Origin of the sequence: Nocardiopsis suaedae (assembly GCF_027706745.1) — a bacterium.
Lineage (GTDB): Bacteria > Actinomycetota > Actinomycetes > Streptosporangiales > Streptosporangiaceae > Nocardiopsis_A > Nocardiopsis_A suaedae.
This window is the reverse complement of the sequence record NZ_JAQFWP010000007.1, coordinates 117,067-135,646: the sequence shown is the minus strand read 5'-3', so window position 1 is coordinate 135,646 and position 18,580 is coordinate 117,067. Positions and strand designations below refer to the sequence as shown.

The window sequence follows — 18,580 nt, the reverse complement described above, 5'->3', positions numbered from 1 at the left end:
CGCCCCTCTGAGCCGCGGAGACTCCATTGGCCGATCCGGCGCCGCCCCCCGCCCCCGTCCGCGCGTCAGCGTACTTTCTGGCGGGGGCCGTCCTCTGCTTCGTGGTCCCGCCGCTGGCCCTCGGGCTGCTGGTCCGGGGCTCGCCCCCGCCCATGGCGCTGGTCGCGGTGGCCCTCGTCGAGCTCGCCTCGGCGGCCGTACTCGTGTTCTGGTGGCTGCGCCGGCGGTCCCTGTCGTCCGCCGACGTCGGCCTGACCTCGCGGCACTGGGTCCGGGACGCGCTCCTGGGGGCCGCGACCGTGCCTCCGCGCCTGCTGGTCGAGTTCGGTGTGCTGATCCCGCTCGCGGGCGGCGCTCAGAATCCGGGGGTCGAGGAGGTCCTCACCAACGCCTCGGCAGGTGTCGCGGCCCTGACCGCGACGCTGGTGCTCGGCGTGGTCGGGGGCGGCCTGGCCGAGGAGCTCTACTTCCGCGGCCTCCTCATGGGCGCGCTGCCGAAGTCCTTCGTCCACCGGCGGGCGGCCCTGTACGGGGCGGCGGTGGTATCCGTCCTGCTGTTCGCGGCCCTGCACCTGCCCGCCTCGGCCCCCGATGCCGCCGCCATCGTCCTCGCCGGCCTGGTCTACACGGGCCTGTTCCTCCTGACACGCCGCCTCACGACGACCATGGTGGCCCACGCTCTGTGGAACACCGCAGCCGTGATCACCGTGGTGTCCGTTTACGGGGCGTGGCCTGGGTTGTAGGGCGAAGAGCAGCCCACCCCGCAATGGGCCGGGACGGCCTCCGCGGGTCGGCGACGGCCCACGATGCGCGTGTCCGATTCCGGCGTACTGTGAATGTGAAATGGACCTGGTCGTCATCGCGCCGGGAGGGTGAGGATGTGAAGCGGCGAAGCGGATCGCGCCGGCCCGGCGCGGTACGGCGGGCTGCGTCGTGGGCCGCGGCGGGCGCGGTCGCGGGACTGGTGGCCTGGCGCTTGACGGCGTCGCGGCGCCGACCCGATCGGGGGCTGAGCACCGCCCCGGCCGCCTCCCCCGATGTCGACGCGACCGGGCGAGGGCTCGTCATCGTGGTCAACGCCGGCGCGGGCGACGGCCCGGCCTCGGCCCGGGGCGGCCCGACGCCGGTCGACCGGCTCCGCGAGCAGCTGCCCGCCGCCGAGATCCGCCGCCCGGAAGCCCTGGAGGACCTGGCCGACCTGCTGGACGATGCCGCCGAGCGGTGCCGGGTGCTGGGCGTACTCGGCGGGGACGGCACCGTTCGGGCCGGGGCGGCCGCCGCGCTCCGCCATGGCCGCCCGCTGCTCCCGCTGCCGGGCGGGACGCTGAACAACTTCGCCGCCACCCTCGGCCTGGCGACGGTGGACGACGCGGTGCGCGCCTACCGGCGGCAACGGCTGGGCGGGGTGGACGTCGGGGAGGTGGACGGCCGGATCTTCCTGAACACGGCCTCGTTCGGGGTCCAAGCCCGCCTCTTCGACCTGCGGGAACAACTCCGCCCGCGCATGGGCACCTGGCCGTCGCTGGTGGTGGCCGCCTGGCGCGCCATGAGCGAGGCCGACCCCGTGGACATCGCCGTCCACGGGCACACCTACCACGCCTGGTGGGTGTTCGTCGGCAACGGCCGCCACCGCACCCGCGCGTTGCTGCCCGCACGCCGCGAACGGCTGGACGACGGCATGCTCGACGTACGCGTCCTGCGGGCGCGGCGCCCGTTCCGGCGGCTGCGCGGAGGGCTCGCCCTCGTGCTGGGCGACTGGGGTCCGGCGAGCGGCTACAAGCACTGGCGCACGCCCTGGATCACCATCACCGCCGAAGCCGCCGAGTTGCGGGTGGCCTGCGACGGGGAGACCGCCCCCGCCCCGGCCACGCTCCGCTTCCACAAGCACCGCGGCCGCCTGGCCGTCTTCCACACCCGCTGACCGCCCGGATCCGGGCTAGGGCGTGTTTCTTGGATCATTTTCGGCTCGCGACCACGCCCCTACTGCGCCGCTTCGCGATCATCGCGCAGCGGGGGCCCGAACGACGCTCGCTGATCGAGAAGCCTCCAATGAACACACCCTAGAGGCGGCGGCGGACGGCGACGGCTGCGGCCGTGGCCGCCGCCCCCAGGAGGACGGCGGACGCCAGGGCTCCCCGGTGGCGGTCCGCCCACGCCTGGAGGCTGCGGGAGCGCGCCTCGGCGTCGACCGGCCCACGCGCCCCCCGGTCGGCCTCCGGGCCGCCGGTGTCCAGCGGGGAGAACAGGTTGTCGCCGCGGTCCGGGCGCACCGGCGTCCGGCGCTGCTGGGCGGCGAAGCCCGTGCGCCCCAGGCGCAGGTCCACCAGGTGAGGCGCCAGGCGGGAGGCGGCCACCGTGCCGACGGTCGAGGCCCCGACCAGGTAGCCGCGGTGCCGCGGGTGCCGCACCGCGTGCGCGATCGCCCGTGCGGCCACCGCCGGGTCGAAGACCGGGGCGACCGGCCGGGGGCGGCCCCGGGTCCGGGTGCGCATCCAGCCGAACTGGGGCGTGTTCACCGCGGGCAGGTGCACCTCGGTGACGCGCACCCCCGACCGCTCGTGGGCGAGTTCGGCGCGCAGCGCCCCGGTGAACCCGCGCACCGCGTGCTTGGCGGCGCAGTAGGCCGACTGCAGCGGGATGCCGCGGAACGCCAGCGCCGATCCGACCTGGACGATCACGCCGCGGTCCCGCGGCCGCATCCGGCGCAGCGCGGCGCGGGTGCCATGGACGTAGCCCAGGTAGCAGACCTCGGTGACGCGCCTGTACTCGTCCGCCTCGGCGTCCACGACCGGGGACAGCAGGGTCACCATGGCGTTGTTGACCCACACGTCGATCGGTCCGAGCTCCTCGGTGACCCGGTCGGCCGCACGCTCGACCGCCTTCTCCCGGGAGGTGTCCGCGACGACGGGGAGGGCGCTGCGCCCGGCCGCGCGGACGTCGTGGGCCGCGCCGTCCAGTCCCGCGTCGCCGCGGGCGATCAGGCCCACGTCCCATCCCTCGTCCGCGAGCCGCCGGGCGGTCTCCCGCCCCACGCCCGCGCTCGCCCCGGTGACCACGGCGACCCCTCTGCGGTGTGCCATGCCCGCCCCCTTTCGCGCTCGTCGGCGGCGCATGCCCCGCTCTCCCCCGTCCGCTACCCGGACCGGCCCGGGACTCACGCCCCGTTCACTCGTCCGCGAGTGCGAGCACGGCCAGGTAGTGGGCGCCGTCGCGGCGGATCCCGGTGACGGTCCACGGTGTGCCCGCGGTGAAGCCCGCCAGCTCGTCGGGGCTGGAGTGCAGGTAGTCGAACCAGTCGGTGACCAGGTCACCGTGGTGGACGCGCATGCGCACCTGGCCCGGCATGCGCCCCCTGCGCCTGTTGGACGCGTGGTAGGCGCGGTGCCGCTCCGCGTCGTGATAGGGGTCGAGGCCGGTTCCGAAGAGCCGTGCCCCCGGACGGGCGCGGGCCGCCAGCGCCCGCAACACCCCGGGCGCCCGGTCCGCGTCGGCCAGGAGCCCCAGGTTCGCCCCGAGCAGCACGATCGTGTCGAAGGGGCCGTCGGGAGGCCGCGACGCGTCGGCGACGACGGCGTCGCATCCGCGGGCGCGCGCCACCTCCACCGCGCCCGGTGAGGCGTCCATCCCCACGGCGGAGACGCCCGCCTCGCGCAGGGCGGTCAGGTGGCGTCCGGCACCGCACCCCACATCCAGCGTGCGCCCGTGCGCCGCCTCCAGGACCTCCCGGTCGGGACCCGCCATGTCGGCCGGGGCGGTGAAGTACTTGGTGATGTCGGACCGCGAGACGGTCCCGTCGTCGCGTTCGACCACCTCGTCCACGAGCCCGGGGCGCGCCCCGCCCCGCCAGCAATCGAGAAGGGCCTTCCCGAAGGCGTCCCCGATCTCCTTTTGATGCGCGGCCGACACGTCGCCTCCTGTCGATCGGTCATTCGCCGCCGCGCCGCACACGCGGCGCGGGGCCGGTCGACTCGCGCCAGACGACCCGGGTGAGCGGCTCGCACGGCTCCTCGGCCTCGCGCCCGTGCACCGCGGCGATCAGGCGTTCCATGGCGCGCGCCCCGACCCGTTCCAGGTCGACGGCGACCGTGGTCAGGGCCGGGGAGAGGTAGGCGGCCACAGGGTCATCGTCCCAGCCGGTCACGCTGATGTCGCCGGGCACGCTCCAGCCGCGCTCCAGGGCGCCGCGCACCGCCCCGGCGGCGACCACGTCGTTGCCCGCGATGACGGCGGTCACGCCGGAGCCCTCGGGCAGGTCGCGCACGGCCGCGCGCCCGGACTCGGCCGACCAGTCGCCGTCGGCGACGCCGTGCGACTCCAGGCCCAGGCGCTCGACGATCTCCAGGTAGGCCCGCCGGCGCCCGCGCGCCGAGGCGAACCCCTGGTCCCCCGCCACGTGCAGGAACCGCCGGTGCCCTCCCGCGGCCAGGCCCGCCACCAGGTCGGCGACCGGTGCCCCGTCGGCCGGCGCACCGATGCCGCGCATGCGGTCGTCGTAGTCCGCGGAGACGACCACGGCCGCCTCGCCCGGGGGCGGCGGGGCCGCGCCGAGCGCGGTCGGCGCCAGCGACAGCACGCCCTCGACCTGTCCGGATCCGGCCAGCTCGGCCAGACGCTCGGCCCGCTCCCGCGCGCCGCCCCCGACGCTGAGCACCTCGGCGGCGTACCCGGCGGCGCGGGCGGCGGCCACGGCGCCGACCAGTGTGCGCCCCGGCCCGGAGGCGCCCACGCCGGGCAGCAGGACCGCCAGGCGCCCGGTGCGGCGGGTGCGCATCGAGCGGGCGATGGGGTCGGGGCGGTACCCCAGCTCCTCGACCGCGGCGGCCACCCGCTCCCGGGTGGCCTCCTTGAGCCCGGCCCCCTCGAAGCGCAGGTAGCGCGAGACGGTCTGGTGCGAGACCCCCGCCGCGCGGGCCACCTCCTTCATGGTCGGCCTGCGGTGCGGTGCGCCGGACGCGCCCATCGTGCCCCCGATCCGTGTCCCCGGCCCGGACTCCCGATCCGTGTCCGGCTCCGGGCGCGGGACCCGCCTTGACGGCTTTTGTGAACGATCACTAGGTTAACCGCGACACCATGGTGAACGTTCACCTTTTCGGCCGGCCCCCGAGGAGGCCCCGTGTCCCGACCCCGTCCACCGATCCGCGCGGCCGTCGTCGGGTGCGGCGGCATCGCCCGCGGACGGCACCTGCCCGCGCTCGCCGCCCTGCCCGGCCGGGTGGAGGCGGTCGCCCTCGTCGAGCCGGACGAGGCGCTGCTGGCCGCGACCGCCGCCGAGTGGGGCGTCCCCGGGCGCTACACCGCCCTGGACGCCATGCTCGCCGCCGAGGCCCCCGACCTCGTCCTCGTCTGCGCCCCGCCCGCCGCGCACCGGGAGGCGGCGGCCGCGAGCCTGGACAGCGGCGCCTGGGTGTGGTGCGAGAAGCCGCCCGCGCTGTCCCTGGCCGAGTACGACGCGGTGATGCGGCACGAGGGGGCGGACGGCCCGTTCGCCTCCTATGTGTTCCAGCACCGGTTCGGCTCCGGCGCCGAGCACCTGCGGCGGCGCATCGCCGACGGCACCCTCGGACGCCCCCTGGTGGGGGTGTGCAACACGCTCTGGTACCGCTCCCCCGCCTACTTCGAGGCGCCCTGGCGCGGCCGCTGGGAGACCGAGGGCGGCGGCCCGACCCTGGGCCACGGCATCCACCAGATGGACCTGGCGCTGTCCCTGCTCGGGGACTGGACGGAGGTGACGGCCGTGATGTCCACCGCGGCGCGGGCGACCGAGACCGAGGACGTGGCGATGGCGGTCGTCCGCTTCGCCTCCGGCGCGACGGTGTCGGTCGCCAACAGCCTGCTCTCCCCTCGGGAGACCAGCTACCTGCGCCTGGACTTCGAGCACGCCACGGTGGAGCTGGAGCACCTGTACGGCTACGGCAACGGGCACTGGCGGTGGACGCCCGCCCCGCACCCGGAGGGGGCGGCCGCGGCCGCCTCCTGGCCGCCGGATGAGGACGTGCCCAGCTCGCACCGGGCGCAGTTGGAGGCGCTCCTGGACGCGATGGAGCGCGGGGAGCGGCCCCCGGCGAGCGGCCGCGACGGGCGGCGGGTCCTGGAGCTCATCGCCGGGATGTACCGGTCGGCGCTGGGCGGCGGCACGGTGCGCCGTTCGCGGCTCGGCCCAGAAAGCGCTTTCTACCACGCGATGCACGGAGGCGACCCCGCCGCGGCCGCCTCCGCCCTGGAGGTGCGCACCGGTGCCTGAACAGCCGAAGGCCGCCCGGGACGGCGGCGCCCTGTCCGTCACGGCCGCGGGGACCGAGATCGCCCGCTACGTCCTGGACCCCGGGGCCCCCGCCGCGGAGGCCCCCAAGCCCTACCTGCACCCGCTGCGCACCCTGGGCGGCGCCCCGGTCACGGCGGTGCGGCCCTGGGACCACCGCTGGCACAAGGGCCTGCAGATGACCTGGTCGCACGTGTCGGGGCAGAACTTCTGGGGCGGCCCCACCTACGTACACGGCCAGGGCTACGTGCGGCTCGACAACCTGGGCACCATCGCCCATGAGCGGTTCGAGGAGCTCGGCGGGGGCGAGGGCGGGGCCGTGTTCACCGAGCACCTGTCCTGGACCGCCTCCACCGGGCGGCGGTGGCTCGCCGAGGAGCGCACGCACCGCTTCCACGGGGTCGACACGCGCCGCGGGACCTGGGCGCTGGACTTCGCGACGTCGCTGACCAACGTCCGGGACACGGCGCTGGAACTGGGCAGCCCGACCACGCACGGCCGCCCGGCCGCAGGGTATACGGGCCTGTTCTGGCGCGGGCCGCGGGCCTGGACCGGGTGCAGCGTGTACAGCGAGGCGGGGGACCGCGGGGACGCGGTGATGGGGACCCGTTCGGAGTGGGTCGCCTTCGCCGGCCGCCACGACGAGGTCGACGGCGGCGCCACCGTGCTCGCCTTCGCCGGGACGACGAGCGGCGCGGTCCCGATCCGGTGGTTCGCGCGCTCGGAGGCCTTCCCGGCGTTCTGCCCCTCCCCCGCCTTCGACGAGCCGCTCTTCCTGGAGCCCGGCGAGGCCCTGCGCCTGTGGCACCGGATCGTCGTCGCCGACCGGGAGTGCACCGCCGAGGAGGCCCATCGACTCGCCGAGGAGTACGCGCCATGAGCACGCCACCGTTCCCCGGGGCGGTCGCCGCCAGCAGGCTCGAGGTCTACGACTGGCAGGCCGAGGACGGCCTCCACGGGGGCACGCCCCACACGCACACCGCCTCGTCGGAGGCCTACATCGTGGTCGCGGGGAGCGGTGAGGTGCACACGCTCACGCCTGAGGGCGCCACGGCCGACGCCTTGGAGCCCGGGACCCTCCTGTGGTTCACCCCGGGGACCGTGCACCGGCTGGTGAACTCCGGCGGCCTGGAGATCATCGTCGTCATGCAGAACTCAGGGCTGCCCGAGGCCGGGGACGCGGTGTTCACGTTCCCTGACAGGGTCCTGGCCGATGGCGACGCCTACGAAGCGGCGGCGCGCCTCCCCCAGGGTGCCCCGGAGGAGGAACGCGCCGCCGCGGCCAGGGCCCGCAGGGACCTCGCCCTGGAGGGCTACAGGGAACTGCGCGCATCGGTGCTGCGGGAGGGCGGGGACGCGCTCCGCCGGTTCCACCGGTCGGCTGCGGAGCTGGTGCGCCCCCGCGTGGCCGAATGGCAGCGGATCTGGCGCGAGGGCGCGCAACGGGAGGCGGAGCGGACAGGCCTCCAGTTGGCGTCCCTCGCCGAGGGCGACCCGGGGCTCATGGAGGAGGCGGCCGTGGTGCGCACCGAGCCGTTGCCCGGCCCCCGGCACTTCGGCATGTGCGGGAGGCTGAGCACGTGGCGCCCTCGGGAAGGCGGGGGATAAGCGCCCGCGCGCATGTCCTGGCCCGCTCGGGGCAGCGGGAGGGGGACCGCGACGGTCCCGCTCACGGGGGAGGTGAGGCGGGCCCCGGCCCGCATGCCATGGATCTGCGCTTCCTGGAACACCTGTACACCGCGTCCGGCCCGGTGGCGTCGGCCTACCTGGACACCACCCGGGCCGAGGAGAACGCGGCCGACCATATCCGCCTGCGCCTGCGCTCCGTGCTCGACGGGCTCCAGGACCAGGGGGCCGACCCGCTGACCCTGGAGGTGCTGGAGGCCGCCGCGGGCGGGGGCGAAGGCATCCCCGGCCCCCAGGGCGAGGCCCTGTTCGCCGCCGGGGGCCGCCTGCTCGGCGCCTTCACCCTGTCCCAGCCGCCCCCGGCCGACCGCGGCGCCTGGCTGCCCGTCGCCGACACCGTCGACCTGGTCGCCGACACCGACGGGGCGGTGGCCTACGCGGTGGTGGCGGCCGACCGGGCGGGAGCCGACGTCTACGCCTACCCGGCCGGAGGCGGGCTGGTCGACGAGCGCCACTACACGGGCGCGACCCTGCACATCACCAAGGTGCCCAGCGGCGGGTGGAGCCAGCGCCGCTACCAGGAGCACACCGAGCAGGTCTGGCGGCTCAACGCCGAGAACTCCGCCCGCGAGGTCGAGGAGGCGGTGGAGGCGGTGGGCGCGGCGGCGGTCTTCATCGGCGGCGACAAGCGCGCGGTGGATCTGATCACCGAACACGTGAGCGAGCGCACCCGCGGCCTGATGGTGGAGCTGGAGGGCGGGGGCCGTGCCGACCCCGACGACCTGCGCCGCCTGCGCACCCGGGTCGACGAGGGCCTGCGCCGCACGGCCGACGTGCTGCGCGCCCAGATTCTGGTGGACCTGCCCGACCAGGCCGCCCAGGGGCTGGCGGTGGCGGGGGCCGACGCCACCGCGCGGGCGCTGTCCCGGGGGCAGGTGGGGCGGCTCGTGCTGGACCCCGGGCGCGCGGCCGACCGGGACCTGTGGGCGCTGCGGGAGGACCGCACACAGGTCGCCCCGGATCCTGACGGGCTCGCGGGACGGGGCGACCCGTTCGCCGCCCCGGCGGGCGCCCTCGCGCTGCGCGCCGCCCAGGCCCAGGACGCGGCGGTGACGGTGCTGCCGCGGGGCACCGACGTCCAGGACGGTGTGGCGGCGTTCCTGCGCTTCGAGACCACGCCCGCCACCGGCTCCGAGGCCGCCGCCGGAACCGTGTGAGGTTCCGAGGGGGAAGGGGCGGTGGGCCTCCCCCCCCCCGCGCACTCTCCCTGCGCGATGAGACCTTGCGGGCGAATCGCCCGATTCGGCTCGGTCGTCACCGTTCGGTATAACCGGAGGCGAAGCCCCCCGAGCAAGGAAGACCGGCGCATGCCCGACGCACGCCACGCACGAATCGCGCCGCTGAAGGCCGACGATCCCGCCGCGATCGGGGCCTTCCGCCTCATGGGGAGGCTCGGCGCGGGCGGCATGGGCGTCGTCTACATGGGCCGCGACCGCTCCGGGCTCCCGGCCGCCGTCAAGACGGTGCGCGCCGAGTACGCCGCCGACCCCGGCTACCGCTCCCGCTTCGCCCGCGAGGTCGAGCTCGCCCGCCGGGTCCGCGGCCGCTGCGTCGCGCCGCTGCTGGACGCCGACACCGGCGCCGCGGCGCCCTGGCTCGCCGTCTCCTACGTCTCCGGCCCCACACTGCGCGCCTACCTCGCCGAGCACGGCCCACTGGCCGGCGGCGCCCTGGTCGCCTTCGCCGCCGGGCTGGCCGAGGCGCTGGCCGCGATCCACCGTGAGGGCATCGTCCACCGCGACCTCAAGCCGGACAACATCATCCTCGCCCCGGACGGGCCCAAGGTCCTCGACTTCGGCATCGCCCAGGCCCTCGACGAGTCCTCGATGACCCACACCGACATGGTCGTGGGCACCCCCGGCTGGATCAGCCCTGAGCGCTACGACGGCGGGCGGGCGGGGCCCGAGTCCGACATGTTCTGCTGGGGCGAGCTGGTGGCCTATGCCGCGAGCGGCCGCCCGCCCTACGGGGCCGGGCCGGTCGAGGTGCTGCGCTACCGGACCGTCAACGAGGAGCCCGACGGCGCGGCCGATGAGCTGCCGGACGTCCTCGCCGGGCCGGTGGCCGCCGCGCTGAGCCGGGACCCGGCCGCACGCCCCGACGCGCTCGCCGCGCTGGCCGCCGTCACCGGGGAGGCGCGCGTCCCCGGCGGCGGGGGCGGGGAGGACGCCGCCCGGGAGCACACCACGCGGCTGGCCACCCGGGTCATCGACGCCGACTGGTCGGTCCCGGTCGCCGACGACTCCGCCGACCTGCCCGGCTCCCCCCTGCGCACCACGGGCGGGGTCCGCCCCGTCTCCTTCGCCGGGGAGGCCGTGCACGCCCCCGCCGACCTGGCGGCGCTGTTCGTGCGGCACCCCGCCCGCGCCGAGGACTGGCTGCGCCGCGACGGGGCGGCCCGGCTGCGGGCCTGGCTGGAGGAGACCGGCGACACCGCCTACGACCGCGACCACCTCACCGGCATCCTCAGCGCGGAGCAGGCCGCCGTGGCGGCCACGGCGTTCGCCGCCGCCTTCCGCCCCGACGACGGCCCCGTCCACCGCGGCCGCGACGCGAGCATCGAGGGCCTGCGCGCCCTGGCCGCCCAGGGGCCGCAGGGCCACGGCAGGCTCGCCGAGATCGTCGTCAACGAGATCTCCCTGATCACCGCCGCCCACCGGTGCGGCCACACCGCGTGCGGGCGGCGCTGCACCCGCCTGGAGAACGTCGGCCTGCGCGCCCGCGCCGTCATCGACCGCGCGCTGATCAAGGCCGACGCCCTGGGCATGCGCGCCGGACCGGCCGAGCGCAACCTCGCCGTGGCCCTGGCCGTGGGCGCCATCGACGACTCCGCGCGGCCCGACGCCCCCGCGGACCTGCGTGCCGAGGTGCGACGCGAGGCGCTGCGGGGCTGGTCCGGCCTGGTCCTGCCGTGGTGGAGGGGGCTGCTGGCCGAGGCGGCGGCCGCCGACCCCGCCGGCGACGAGGGGCTGGCGCTGCTGGTCGCGGTCCGGTTGCTGGCCCCGGCCGCACGCCGCACCGCGAGCGCCGAGTGGCGGCGCCGTGCCGACCCGCGGCCGGTGCTGCGCGACCGCCTGCGCAGCGGCGCCGTGCCGGCGTTCTTCCAGGTGCTGGTCTTCTGGTGGCTGGTGCTGGCCCTGCAGTCCGTGGTGCACGGCCTCACCGTGGGCGAAAGCGTCTCCCACGCCCCCGTGGAGGCGCGGACGGCGTTCGGCGGGGCCTTCGCCCTCCAACTGCGGATCTGGCCGGTGGCCGCCGCTGCCGCCCTGGTGGTCGCGCTGGCCCCGCCCTGGCGGCGGCTGGGCGCGTTCTTCTTCGGGACCGGGCTCCTGACACTGGTGCACATCGCCTCGGTGTTCCTGGACGGGTTTCCGGTGGCGGCGCCGCCCCTGGTGGCCGCGCCGCTGGTCGGGGCGGCCGATGAGGTGGGCGCCTTCCCCACCGCCCTGGGCGCCGCGGCCGTGCTGGGCGGGGCGGCCGCCCTGGGCCTCTTCATCTGGACGCTGGTGGCCCTGGCGGCGGCGCCCCGGCCGTGGACGGCCTCCGCCCCGCTCCTGCCCGACGCCCGCCCCTGGGTGCGCACGGCCGCGGCCGTCACCGGGCTGACCGCGCTCGTGTGGCTGGGGATCTGGTCGTTCTACCTGCTCTTCGCCGGGTGGTCGGTCGCCGCGGGCGACGCCCGGCCGTCCGAGTTCCGCATGCCGGAGGCCACGGCGCTGTTCACGCTGCTGCCGTTCACCGCGGCGGCGGTCGGCGGGCTCGCCTACGCGCTGTGGCGGTGGACCGGCGGCCACCTGCTCTGGATCGGCGCCACGGTGGTGGTGCTGATCCTGCCCGAGGCGCTCCCGCTGGAAGAGATGCCGGCCTTCCCGTGGGCCGGGTCCCTGACCGAGCACCTCGTCTCCACCGACCCCGAGGGCGGCGTGTGGACATCGGTGCTCGTCCTCTTCCCCCTCGTCTATGTCGCGGGGACCTGGCTCGGCGAGCGCCTGCGCCACCGCAGGACCCGCCCCGTCCCGCACCAGGCGGCCCACCCGCAGGGCGCCCCCTACGGACCGCCGCCGACCCGCGTCGGTCCGCCCACGTACGCGGGCCCGCCGACGCGCGTGGAGGGGACCCGGGTCGAGGAGACCCGGGCGGCACCGCCCACGGGTGCGGAGGGGCCCACACAGGTAGGGCCACCGCAGGACCCGCGGGGAGGACACGGTCACCTCTGACCTGGTGTGATGGCGGCACGCTCCGGAAACCCGGAGCTGCAATCCCCCTTTCGACAACCTATTGTGAACATTCGAACGCGGTGCGTAGGATTCCGGTGTCCTCGGTGACCGCGACCCGCTCTGAGCGGCCGCCATCCCCCACCGGCCGGACCCACCCGGCCGTACCAAGGAGCGGAAACACCATGCACACGAGGAACCGCCTCCCCCGCCCCCTGCGCCGCACCGCCGCCGTCACCGCGGCCGCCGCCACCGCGCTCGCCCTGCTCTCCTCCCCCGCCGCGGCCGAGGGCCCCGACGAGCGGGCGGGGGCGCGCTCCGGCGAGGGCGCCTCCGCACAGCAGGCCTGGCTCTACGACCCGGCGGTCGTGCCCAACCCGCGGACGTCGCTGGCCTACGGCTTCGGCCGCGGGACGGCCCAGATCCGGTTCGGCACCTACAACGGCACCCAGTACGGGTGGGGCCGCGCGCTGAACGCCAACGGAAACCACTGGATCCGCTTCGAGGTGGACAACAACGGCGACCGCAGGTGGGACCTGTACAACGCCTGGCGGATCGGCGCGCGCATCTACACGCGCGGCTACCCGACGTCGTCCTCCTCGGCGCGCGCCTTCCGCGCCTGCATCGTGGTGAACCCGGGCGACGGCTGCGTCAGCGGCGGCAACGGCACCTACTGGTGGTGAGTCCCACCGCGCGCCGGGTCCCAGGGGGCCCAGCGCGCGGCCGACGGCCTTCCGGCTCCGTGTCAGACCTCCTGGTACCAGTACCTGACCGGCTGCTCGCCGTTCACCGTCCCGGGGCCGGTGACCTCGACGATCACGGGGCCCTCGAACCCCTTGGGCACCTCGAAGCCGACCATGCCGTCCCACTCCTGGCCCGCGTTGATCCGGTCGGGGGCGGAGGGGGCGTCATCCGGGGTGGAGAGGTCGGCCTCCTTCAACTCGTCGCCGTAGAGGACGCGGATCCCGGGTTCGGTGAACTCCCAGGACCGGGCCTTGTAGGGGCTCTCCATCCTGTAGCCGAACCGGAGGGCGTCGGTGTCGTCCGTGCTCGCGTCGTTGTTCCAGGTGGGATGGCTCTCCAGCCCCATCACCAGGGGCGTCCCGTGCAGGGCGAGCATCCGGCCGCCGGCACTGACGGCCCGCCAGACGTCGGTGGCCTCGTACAGCCCCTCGAGGTCGTCGACACCGTCCGCCTCGGCTCCGGGAACGTCGTCGGCCAGCGGGCCGGTGACGGCGCCGGAGTCCAGGGTGAGCTGCCAGTAGCTGAAAAAGCCGGGGAACTCCTGGTCGTTGCGGAAGTCGTCCGGCCCGGGGCCGATCCCGGGCCCACGCACCTCAAGGACTGCGGACGCGTAGTCGTAGTTGGTCGGCACCGCGTAGGTGCGCCGGACCTCGGCCGCCGCACCGGGGTCGAGACGGCTCGGCCACAGATCCGATGACTCGTTCAGCAGCGGTATCTCGGACATCAGGTCGCCCGCGCCGGCCTTGTCCGACATGTGGGTGATGTCGAGTTCCTGGCCGGTGGTGTTGAGGGCCTTCAGGGTGACGGCGTAGGCGGTGAAACCGTCGTCCAGCTCGGGGTGGGAGGCGTACATGTTCGGGGGAACGGCCGAGGAGTCGAGCGCCAGGGGCTCGACCGCCTGGACCTCCACCGTGAGGTCGCCGTCCAGGAACTCGTACACGTCCCCGGGCATGCGGATGTCGACCGCCTCGCTGCTCTCCATGGACCGCAGGGTGTAGTCCCCGCTGTTCCACTCGGAGGGGACACCGGAGTCGCCGATGGCCTTGGGGCCCTCGAAGCCGTCACCGCCGCCGCGGGGAGCGGCCCCGGGGATGCCCATCCGGAACGGGATGTCGGTGAAGAACCACACGCCTGCGGCACCACCGACCAGAACGAGGACCAGCGGGACGGCGATCAGGACCGCGATGAGCCCGCCGGACCCCTTCTTCTTGGGAGCACCGCCGGCGGGCGCACCGTGCGGCCCCCCGGGAGGGCCGTGCGGCGCCCCACCGGGGGGACCAGGAGGCGGCGGCCCTCCCGGCGGAGGGCCGTACGGGCCCGGCGGGCCCGACGGCGGATGGGGGCCGCCCGGCGGAGGTCCCGGGGGCGCTCCGGGTCCGGACCCGGGAGGCGGGGGCAGGGGCGGATCTCCTGGCGGTGGCTGCTGGCCGCTCTGCCCGGGCTGCGGCCCGGACGGCGGCCCCTGCGGCTGGTGTGGACCGGTCGGGTGCACGTGGCCTTCTCTCATCGTGATGGGGGTAGAGGCGTCACGACGCCCCTGAACAGCGAATTCTCACCGGCCGCGCGACCACGCCTCAACTCGCTTCGATCCTGATGGAAATTCACAGGTGAGAAGGTACTCCGCCAGCGCACGGCGCCGACACGCCAGAGGTGCGCCCTGCGGAGCCGACCGGCCCAGTCGTCCTGCGCGTCACATGGCGCCGTCGCCGAGGGGTCTGCGCGCCCAGAAGAGGGCGTGCGCCGATTCCCCTTCGGGAACGATGCGCCGATCCGTCACCGTCAATCCCGCCTCGGCGACCCAATCGGCGTAGGTGCCGGAGTCCGCGTGGCTCCACCACATCGGCGCGGGGCCGCCGAGCCAGCCGTCCTCAGTGCCCGTCCAGGCCCGGTGGCCGACGGTGGCGAGCAGGCGCCCTCCCGGGCGCAGCCAGCGGGCGATCCGGACGAGGAGGCGCCGCTGGTCCCGCAGCGGCATGTGGATGAGGGAGTAGAGGCAGACGACCGCGTCGAATCCGCGGTCGGGGAAGGCGACATGCGCCGCGTCCGCCCGGATGAAATAGGCGCCGGGGACCAGGCTGCGCGCGCGGTCGATCTGCACGTCGCTGATGTCGACCCCGGTGACCGCGTGCCCTGCCCTGTCCAGCGCGCGGGCGACGGGGACGCCGCAGCCGCACCCAAGGTCCAAGACGGTCGCAGAACGCGGAAGGCGGGACTCGAGGACGGCGATCCAGTCGGCGTAGACGTGCACGTCGTCCGAGCGGCGGTAGAGCATCGACACGGCGTTGTAGCCGTGCCGAACGACGTTCTTTGGATCAGAGGGGAGAGGGGGATCGTGTCGCTCCATGGAGGGGAGCATCGCCGCCCCGCCGGGACCGGGGCCACTGGTTTTCCGGCCCGAACGGCACACGTCCCGAGGGGCGGGTGTTCGGCCGGTCTCTCGCTCGCGGTCGCCGTATCCCCCCAGCGGACCTTCCATCGCTCCTGCGTTTCCGCTGGTCAAGAGCGGGGCGACACGCGAGATTGGTATGTCACGCACCCGACTAGCCCAGTGCGATCGCGCATGTCCTTACCCGGCTATCCGGCCCCGCAGCGGACATCATGCCATGGAACTCCCTGAGCCCACGCACGCCGGCCCCACCGGTCGGTCCCCTAGCCGCCGCACGGGGGTGACCTGTGGCAGGAACACCACCGCGTCGAACAGAGTGCGCAGGGAATCGCCCTCCATGCTGAACTCGGCATCGCGGTCCGCGTCGTAGTGCGGACCGATCACCCGCACCCGTGTCGGACCGTCCAGCCATTCCCTCACGCGGGCAGGGGCCTCGCCGCGCACGTCCAGCAGGAAGGGCCCGGGGCGCGCGTCGCGCAGCGTCGCCTCCGCGAGTTCAGGCGAGGCCGGTGCGAGCGGCCACAGCAGCTCTCCCCGGTCGAAAGTGAACCCGATCGAGCGGTACGCCCGGCCCAAGTGGTCGCGCAGGCGCCCGCCCTCGCTGCCGGGCCGGACCGCCGAGTGCCCGGTACCGCCCCAGTAGACGATCCGCGCGCCGGTGCGGCGGTGCCAACGGACGATGCCGTCGGCCATCAGGGCGGAGTCGGGGGCGACGCCGGGCGCATGCCACCGGTGGAAGCCCGCGATGACACGCGCGTTCCACGCGGCCTCCTCCTGCTCCTCCACAGGGCCGGTGTCCCGAACCAGGTCCCGTACCCGTTCGGCGCGGTCGACCAGGCCGCCCGGGTCGGTGTGGGCGGCGATCCGGGCGGCGTTCCCGGCGGGCTCCCCCTCGGGGCGCAGGTCCGCGTAATGGGCCTCGGCTTCGGGGAAGCGGTCGGGTGCGTGGCGCCGGAGGTGGTCGAGGACCTTCTCGAAGGCGGACGCCTGCACGCGCGCGAAGTCGAGGCCGACGATGCGTACAGGGTCATCCGGGTGAGCACGGTTGCGCTGCCGGATCCACCGCAGGGCGGCGGCGAACTCCTCGGTCCGCCAGACCGCCCAGGCGTTTGCGTCGATGATGCGGCGGGGGTCGCCCCGTCCTGTGCGGACATGGGCGTCGAGCTCCTGCCCCTTGGTCCAGTCCTCTTCCAGCGCCAGCGCACGGAACCCCAGGTGCTCGACCAGGTAGCGCAACATACGGAAGCGCGCGGTGAACACCTCGTGGGCGAAGCGGCTCGCCTCGCCGAGCCCGACCACCGCGGCCCCGTCGGCGATCGCGTCGAGCGGCGCGAGTTCGTCGAGCGGCGCGAGTTCGTCGAGCGAGGCGTCCGGGTCGGGGGCGGCGAGCGGGTGGGACCGCTCGCGGATCCATGCGGTCACGTCGTCGTCCATCCCGCGACGCTAAAATCTCAAGTTGACTTGACGTCAAGCCTCACGGTGCCAGGAAGCGGATGCGCGTCGGGTTCAGTGCAGGATCGAGGGGGTGCCCCTCTACAGCCAATCGTGCTCGCGGGCGTAGCGGGCCGCCGCGTGGCGGGTGCGGGTCTGGGTCTTCTGCATCGCGTTCGACAGGTAGTTGCGCACGGTGCCCTCGGCCAGGTGCAGCATCGCCGCCGTGTCCGCCGCCGAGTAGCCGTCCCTCGTCGCCCTCAGGACGTCGATCTCCCGGTCCGTCAGGGGGCAGTCGTCGATCACCGCCAGCGCCGACACCTCCGGGTCGATCCACCGCCTCCCCTCGTGCAGGGCGGCGATCACCCCGGCGATGTGCGCCGGTTCGGCCGCCTTGCTCACGAACCCCTGGACGCCCAGCTTCAGCGCCTTGCGCAGCACCCCCGGCCGGGCGTGCCTCGTCAGCATCAGGACCGGCTGCTCCGGCAGCTCCCGGCGCACCTCCGACACGGCGCCCAACCCGTCGGTCCCGGGCATCTCCAGGTCGATCACGAGCACGTCGGGCCGGTGGCGCAGCGTCGCGCCGACCGCCTCCTCGCCGTTCTCCGCCTCCGCCAGCACGGTGATCCCGCCGTCCATCGGGAGCAGGGCGGCCAGCGCCTTGCGGAGGAGCGCCTCGTCGTCGGCGAGCACCACGGTCGTCATCGGCCGGTCGTCCTTCCCTGTTCACGTGCACCCGGAAACGCCGCGGCCGTCCGGAACACCCCGTCCTCCTGCTCCACCGTCAGTCGTCCCCCTTCGGAGGCCAAGCGGTCGCGTAGCACGGCGAGCCCGCCCAGCGCCGCCTTCCCGGCACCGTTCGCCCCGTCGTTGGCGACCGTGATCCCCGCCCCGGAGACGGTGATCCATACATGCCCGGCCTCCGCATGGCGCAGGATGTTAGTGGTCGCCTCCCTGAGGACCTGCCCCAGCATCTCCCCCGCGCGTGCACCGACCTCCCCCGTCCGCTCCACCTCGACACGGATGCCCGCCGCCTCGAAGAGGTTCTTCGCGTTCTCCAGCTCCGCGGAGAAGTTCAGCCGCCGCTGCGCGTAGGCGAGCTCCTTGGTCCGGGCGATCGTGTCCCCGACGAGCCCGTGCACCTCGTCCAGCTCCTCCCCGGCGCGCGCCGGGTCGCCGTGGCCGTCCTCCAGCAGCCTCTTCGCCAGCGCGACCTTCAGCCTGACCACGTGCAGCGTGTGCCCCTGGATGTCGTGCAGGTCCCCGGCGAAGCGCACCCGCTCCCGCATGACGGCCAGTTCGGCCTCGCGCTCCTGCGCGCGCCCCAGCTCTCCGATGACATCGTGGACCGCGTAGGCCAGGACCGTCAGGACGACGCCGGGCGTGGCGATGCACGGCGTGACGACGGCATAGCGGAGCAGTACCTCCACCGGGCCGTCGCCCGCCGCCGCCAGTCGCACCGCGATGATGGCGGCGGCCGAGGCGCCCGTGCCCGCGGCGATGACCCACCGCAGGCGCGGCACTTCGAAGGCGATGACGGTCGCCACGACGGCGAAGGCGTAGACCCCCGTCGGCACGTCCGCCGCCAGCGCCCCGGCCACCCACACGGCCGCCGTCACGGCCAGCGCGAGGAGGGCGAGCGGCGAGTAGCGGCCCACGGTCCACTGCCGCACCACCAGCAGGGCCGTCACCAGGCCGACGGCGAGGAGCACCGCGGCCTGCCACGACCTGGTGTCCATCGCCACGAGCAGCGCGCCGACCGCGGACATCGACCCCATGACGGTCCCCAGGTTGAGCAGGCGCAGCCTGCTCTGGGTCTCGCCGGTCCGCCCACTCTTCACGCGCTCCCCCTCCACACCG

The 18,580-nt window shown here is 75.2% G+C and carries 16 protein-coding genes; 8 read left to right on the top strand and 8 right to left on the bottom strand.

Annotated features, from left to right (window positions below):
* Positions 1–101: 101 nt before the first annotated feature.
* Positions 102–743 carry a CPBP family intramembrane glutamic endopeptidase gene (locus tag O4U47_RS05985; protein WP_270676543.1) on the top strand — a complete coding sequence of 214 codons (642 nt, stop codon included), beginning with the start codon at positions 102–104 and terminating at the stop codon, positions 741–743.
* A gap of 221 nt (positions 744–964) precedes the next feature.
* Positions 965–1,921: a diacylglycerol/lipid kinase family protein gene (locus O4U47_RS05980; RefSeq protein WP_270676542.1), complete on the top strand. Its 957-nt coding sequence runs from the start codon at positions 965–967 to the stop codon at positions 1,919–1,921.
* A 139-nt stretch (positions 1,922–2,060) separates the two neighbouring features.
* Here the strand turns inward: O4U47_RS05980 and O4U47_RS05975 are convergent, their stop codons facing one another.
* The 3 genes from O4U47_RS05975 to O4U47_RS05965 form a co-directional block, all read right to left on the bottom strand.
* Positions 2,061–3,080, bottom strand: coding sequence for an SDR family oxidoreductase (locus O4U47_RS05975; RefSeq protein ID WP_270676541.1), 1,020 nt, complete (start codon positions 3,078–3,080; stop codon positions 2,061–2,063).
* Positions 3,081–3,165: 85 nt separating this feature from the next.
* Positions 3,166–3,906 carry a class I SAM-dependent methyltransferase gene (locus O4U47_RS05970; protein ID WP_270676539.1) on the bottom strand — a complete coding sequence of 247 codons (741 nt, stop codon included), beginning with the start codon at positions 3,904–3,906 and terminating at the stop codon, positions 3,166–3,168.
* Between the two features lie 19 nt (positions 3,907–3,925).
* Positions 3,926–4,960 carry a LacI family DNA-binding transcriptional regulator gene (locus O4U47_RS05965; RefSeq protein WP_270676538.1) on the bottom strand — a complete coding sequence of 345 codons (1,035 nt, stop codon included), beginning with the start codon at positions 4,958–4,960 and terminating at the stop codon, positions 3,926–3,928.
* A 153-nt stretch (positions 4,961–5,113) separates the two neighbouring features.
* On the opposite strand from O4U47_RS05965, the gene O4U47_RS05960 reads away from it, so the two are divergent.
* From O4U47_RS05960 to O4U47_RS05935, 6 genes are all read left to right on the top strand, one after another.
* Positions 5,114–6,241, top strand: a complete 1,128-nt coding sequence (locus O4U47_RS05960; protein ID WP_270676537.1) for a Gfo/Idh/MocA family protein — start codon at positions 5,114–5,116, stop codon at positions 6,239–6,241.
* The gene (locus tag O4U47_RS05955; RefSeq protein WP_270676535.1) at positions 6,234–7,139 is read left to right on the top strand and encodes a DUF6807 domain-containing protein; all 906 of its coding nucleotides are present in this window, start codon (positions 6,234–6,236) and stop codon (positions 7,137–7,139) included. The genes O4U47_RS05960 and O4U47_RS05955 overlap by 8 nt, the downstream gene beginning before the upstream one ends.
* Complete coding sequence (locus tag O4U47_RS05950; RefSeq protein ID WP_270676534.1) at positions 7,136–7,867, top strand: cupin domain-containing protein; 732 nt, start codon at positions 7,136–7,138, stop codon at positions 7,865–7,867. Before O4U47_RS05955 ends, O4U47_RS05950 begins: the two co-directional genes overlap by 4 nt.
* 98 nt (positions 7,868–7,965) lie before the next feature.
* Positions 7,966–9,102 (top strand): baeRF2 domain-containing protein, encoded by a 1,137-nt coding sequence (locus O4U47_RS05945; RefSeq protein ID WP_270676533.1) that lies wholly within the window; start codon positions 7,966–7,968, stop codon positions 9,100–9,102.
* A 150-nt stretch (positions 9,103–9,252) separates the two neighbouring features.
* Positions 9,253–12,162, top strand: coding sequence for a serine/threonine-protein kinase (locus tag O4U47_RS05940; protein WP_270676532.1), 2,910 nt, complete (start codon positions 9,253–9,255; stop codon positions 12,160–12,162).
* 182 nt (positions 12,163–12,344) lie between these two features.
* A complete protein-coding gene (locus O4U47_RS05935; RefSeq protein ID WP_270676531.1) occupies positions 12,345–12,842 on the top strand; it encodes a hypothetical protein in 498 nt (165 codons plus the stop codon).
* A gap of 62 nt (positions 12,843–12,904) precedes the next feature.
* On the opposite strand, the gene O4U47_RS05930 is transcribed toward O4U47_RS05935, so the two are convergent.
* From O4U47_RS05930 to O4U47_RS05910, 5 genes are all read right to left on the bottom strand, one after another.
* Entirely contained in the window at positions 12,905–14,032 is a 1,128-nt protein-coding gene (locus tag O4U47_RS05930; protein ID WP_270676530.1) for a hypothetical protein, read from the bottom strand.
* A 561-nt stretch (positions 14,033–14,593) separates the two neighbouring features.
* Positions 14,594–15,247, bottom strand: a complete 654-nt coding sequence (locus tag O4U47_RS05925; RefSeq protein WP_270676529.1) for a class I SAM-dependent methyltransferase — start codon at positions 15,245–15,247, stop codon at positions 14,594–14,596.
* A 252-nt stretch (positions 15,248–15,499) separates the two neighbouring features.
* Entirely contained in the window at positions 15,500–16,723 is a 1,224-nt protein-coding gene (locus O4U47_RS05920; RefSeq protein WP_270676528.1) for an erythromycin esterase family protein, read from the bottom strand.
* A gap of 99 nt (positions 16,724–16,822) precedes the next feature.
* Positions 16,823–17,425 carry a response regulator transcription factor gene (locus O4U47_RS05915; protein WP_270676526.1) on the bottom strand — a complete coding sequence of 201 codons (603 nt, stop codon included), beginning with the start codon at positions 17,423–17,425 and terminating at the stop codon, positions 16,823–16,825.
* On the bottom strand, positions 17,422–18,561 hold the full coding sequence (locus O4U47_RS05910) for a sensor histidine kinase (RefSeq protein ID WP_270676525.1): 1,140 nt from the start codon (positions 18,559–18,561) through the stop codon (positions 17,422–17,424). The genes O4U47_RS05915 and O4U47_RS05910 overlap by 4 nt, the downstream gene beginning before the upstream one ends.
* Between the last annotated feature and the right edge of the window lie 19 nt (positions 18,562–18,580).

What these genes read in the sequence shown, in the direction of transcription:
- O4U47_RS05975 (WP_270676541.1), bottom strand. Translation starts at nt 3,080, where the DNA reads ATGGCACACCGCAGAGGGGTCGCCGTGGTCACCGGGGCGAGCGCGGGC.
- O4U47_RS05965 (WP_270676538.1), bottom strand. Translation starts at nt 4,960, where the DNA reads ATGGGCGCGTCCGGCGCACCGCACCGCAGGCCGACCATGAAGGAGGTG.
- O4U47_RS05950 (WP_270676534.1), top strand. Translation starts at nt 7,136, where the DNA reads ATGAGCACGCCACCGTTCCCCGGGGCGGTCGCCGCCAGCAGGCTCGAG.
- O4U47_RS05945 (WP_270676533.1), top strand. Translation starts at nt 7,966, where the DNA reads ATGGATCTGCGCTTCCTGGAACACCTGTACACCGCGTCCGGCCCGGTG.
- O4U47_RS05940 (WP_270676532.1), top strand. Translation starts at nt 9,253, where the DNA reads ATGCCCGACGCACGCCACGCACGAATCGCGCCGCTGAAGGCCGACGAT.
- O4U47_RS05935 (WP_270676531.1), top strand. Translation starts at nt 12,345, where the DNA reads ATGCACACGAGGAACCGCCTCCCCCGCCCCCTGCGCCGCACCGCCGCC.
- O4U47_RS05925 (WP_270676529.1), bottom strand. Translation starts at nt 15,247, where the DNA reads ATGGAGCGACACGATCCCCCTCTCCCCTCTGATCCAAAGAACGTCGTT.
- O4U47_RS05920 (WP_270676528.1), bottom strand. Translation starts at nt 16,723, where the DNA reads ATGGACGACGACGTGACCGCATGGATCCGCGAGCGGTCCCACCCGCTC.
- O4U47_RS05915 (WP_270676526.1), bottom strand. Translation starts at nt 17,425, where the DNA reads ATGACGACCGTGGTGCTCGCCGACGACGAGGCGCTCCTCCGCAAGGCG.